1 protein-coding gene and 1 pseudogene are annotated in these 2,340 nt (G+C 62.1%); one reads left to right on the top strand and one right to left on the bottom strand.

Features of this window, described 5'->3' with window-relative positions:
• Positions 1-122 precede the first annotated feature (122 nt).
• Positions 123-617, bottom strand: a complete 495-nt coding sequence (locus AHiyo1_RS11720; RefSeq protein WP_059388679.1) for an FBP domain-containing protein — start codon at positions 615-617, stop codon at positions 123-125.
• A 559-nt stretch (positions 618-1,176) separates the two neighbouring features.
• Here AHiyo1_RS11720 and AHiyo1_RS11715 point away from each other — a divergent pair.
• Positions 1,177-2,244 (top strand): annotated as a pseudogene (locus tag AHiyo1_RS11715) (iron-siderophore ABC transporter substrate-binding protein).
• Positions 2,245-2,340 lie beyond the last annotated feature (96 nt).

Here is a 2,340-nt window from a genome sequence, read left to right as displayed (position 1 = left end):
TCGGGTTTCCGGCGGACGCTCGCTCACTTATGTCGGGTTTCCGGCGGACGCTCGCTCACTTATGTCGGGTTTCCGGCGGACGCTCGCTCACTAGAGATAGAGCGAGCGTCCGCCGCAGGCGGCTACTTCCCTTGGACCCGCCCCAGGAACTGGGCGGTCCGGGACTGCAGCCCGGCGATTTGGCGAACGACGACGTCGGCCGGGTCCGGATTGATCTCATTCGCCGGGGGTTCCTTCCGGACGTTGGCGCAGCAGCCGAATTCTGCGCAGATCAACGTCCCCACAGTGTTGCCGTCGCGGCCCGATTGGCCCGCGCGTTTGGCAACCCAAAGATACACTTCGTCCTTGGAAAACACGTCGCGGCACAGTTCGCAAAGGACCGAACGCTTCTTGCCGGAGCCTCCCTCGGGCGCGCGCAGCATGATGCCGGTAAGGGAACCGTCGTTCGGGAGAACGAGGTAGCCTCGCATCGGCATCTTCTCGTCGCGCCAGCCAAGGAATTCGAGGTTGTCCCAGTCGAGGGAATCGAAGTCCTTCGGGAGGTTGAGTTTGGCGGCCTCCGAGCGGCTCGCGTTGATGAATGAGGAACGGATTTGTTGGGCGGTGATTTTCTGCACGGCAAAGTTCTTTCAGATCGATTGGGCTCCGAAGAGGAAGGACGCATGGCGTCTGGCGATCCGAGGGCACCGCAAAGGAACCTTAGAGTGCTTCTAGTGCAGGGGCGGTGGGTTTAGTTTCCCTGGCCGCCGAGCGGGATGGCCGACGCAGAGGGGGCTGCAAAGCAGGCCAAAACGGCCACCTCGCCAACCATCGCAGCGCCAACGTGTGTAGTGCGCATGCTCATCCTCTCGATCTTCGCCGCTTTCACGGCCCTGGCCAGTTCGTTGAATCAACCGGCTCTGTCATCTTTGCAAAAGTCGTCGGTGGTGTCCAAAAATTCCCGTGCCGTTTGTTCCCATAGGTGAGCGAGCGTTCGCCGTTTTGTCGCTATAGGTGAGCGAGCGATCGCCGTTTTGTCGCTATAGGTGAGCGGGCGATGGGGTTTTGGCGGTGATAGGTGAGCGGGCATTTGAGGGAACGCAGGGCGTGAATTAATTACGCGACGCAAACGTTTCGTAATTATCAGAAGGGTAGGCTAGCCTTACTTAGGTTTGCATCACTTACCTAAGGAGTCCCGTGGCTTCCCGCCCCTCACGCCGAGCCCTGCTGAAGACCGCAGGTGCAGCGACCGCGGCCGTTGCCGCCGTCGCGCTGTCCCTCACCGCTTGCTCGACCGGCTCAACTACCGCCAGTTCAGCGACGACGCCGGCCTCAAGCGGTCAGTTCCCAATCACCATCAAGAACGTCTTCGGTGAGACCACCATCAAGGCGCAACCGCAGCGCGTGGTAACCGTCTCGTGGGTCAACGACGACGTCGCCTTGGCTCTCGGCGTCGTGCCCGTCGGGGTCCCGAAAAACGAATGGGGCAACAACGGCAAGGGCTCCACTCCCTGGAAGGACGCCGCGCTCGAGAAGTTGGGCGCCGGCTTTGGCACCCCGAAGGCGCCGGTCCAGTTCTCCGAGGCAGACGGTATCAATTTCACGGAAGTCGCCAAGCTGGCCCCCGATGTCATCCTTGCCGCGTACTCTGGCCTGACCGAAGCCGGCTATAAGAAACTCTCTGAAATTGCCCCGGTGGTGGCACAGCCCGAACTCGCGTACGGCACGCCATGGCAGGAAGCCACCACGATCATCGGCCAGGCCTTGGGTAAGAGCTCAGAGGCCACCAAGCTCGTCTCGGACACCGAGGCCACTATCAAGACCAAGGTCGCCGCGTTTCCGCAGCTCGCCGGCAAGTCCTTCATCTACGGCAACCTTGAGCCTGCCAAGGGCGACGGCGTCAACGTCTACACAGCCAACGACAACCGACCGCGTTTCCTGTCCGAAATCGGCATGACGCTCGCCGCAGTGGTGCAGAACGCCAGCAAGGGCTCCAAGGAATTTTTCGTTCCGTGGTCCGCTGAAAGGCCAACGAGCTTTCCTCGGACGTCTTCGTGACGTGGGTGCCGGACTCCAAGACCACGGACCAAATCAAGCAGGACCCCCTGTTGGGCCAGATCCCCGCCATCAAGAAGGGCGCCCTGGTTGCCGACTCCGACAACACCCTCACCCTGGCGATCTCCGCATCCTCGCCGCTGAGCCTGCCGTGGGCACTGGACATGTTCCTGCCCCAGCTGGCCAAGCGCCGACGCGGCAGCCAAGTAGCGATACGCCTGACATGACACAAAGCACGACGACGGCGGGCCCACCTTCCGCGGGCGGAACGGCGCGCGAGCTGGCAGCTCATGACCCTCACATCGC

The organism is Arthrobacter sp. Hiyo1 (assembly GCF_001263615.2).
Taxonomy (GTDB): domain Bacteria; phylum Actinomycetota; class Actinomycetes; order Actinomycetales; family Micrococcaceae; genus Arthrobacter.
The sequence above is the reverse complement of the archived record's forward strand: the minus strand, read 5'-3'. Positions and strand labels throughout refer to the sequence as shown.